The following is a 497-nucleotide window of genomic DNA, read 5'->3' on the forward strand; positions in this document are numbered from 1 at the left end:
CGTTGCCAAGGCCCGGGCGATGATCTGGAGCGCGACGGCCGCGCGCATCTTGCCGGAATTCGAGAAGGCCACGGGCGCGGTCATCGGTGCGGGCATCAAGCTGCTGGTGCTGGCGCGGCCGGTGTTCCATGCGCAGTACGGTTTCAGCCTGGAGATCGAGGCCATCGATCCCGAGTACACGCTCGGGGACCTGGAAGCGCGTAAGCGCGAGATCCGGGAGCGCCTGCAGCGCGAAGGGGTGTTCGAGCACAACCGGCGCCTGGAGCCGCCCTGGGACTACCGCTGCGTGCTCGTGGTGGCGCCCGAGGATGCTGCGGGGCTGGGGGATTTCCGGAAGGAGTCAGAGCGGCTGGAGCGCTTTGGGGTCTGCCGCTTCGTCTATGCCCACAGCCGGTTCCAGGGGGAAGGCGCAGCGCGGGAGATCGTCTCCGCGATGGTGCGGGCCTTGAAAACGTTTCCGAAGGGGGCGCCGCCCGATGCGATCGCACTGATCCGCG

Annotated in this window: 1 protein-coding gene; it reads left to right on the forward strand. The window is 68.4% G+C overall.

What is annotated here, in order from left to right; genetic code table 11:
- The coding region (locus tag NFX52_RS30460) for an exodeoxyribonuclease VII large subunit (protein WP_289781652.1) at positions 1-497 on the forward strand (497 nt) is incomplete at both ends.

The organism is Acidovorax facilis (assembly GCF_023913775.1).
GTDB classification, from domain to species: domain Bacteria; phylum Pseudomonadota; class Gammaproteobacteria; order Burkholderiales; family Burkholderiaceae_C; genus Acidovorax; species Acidovorax facilis.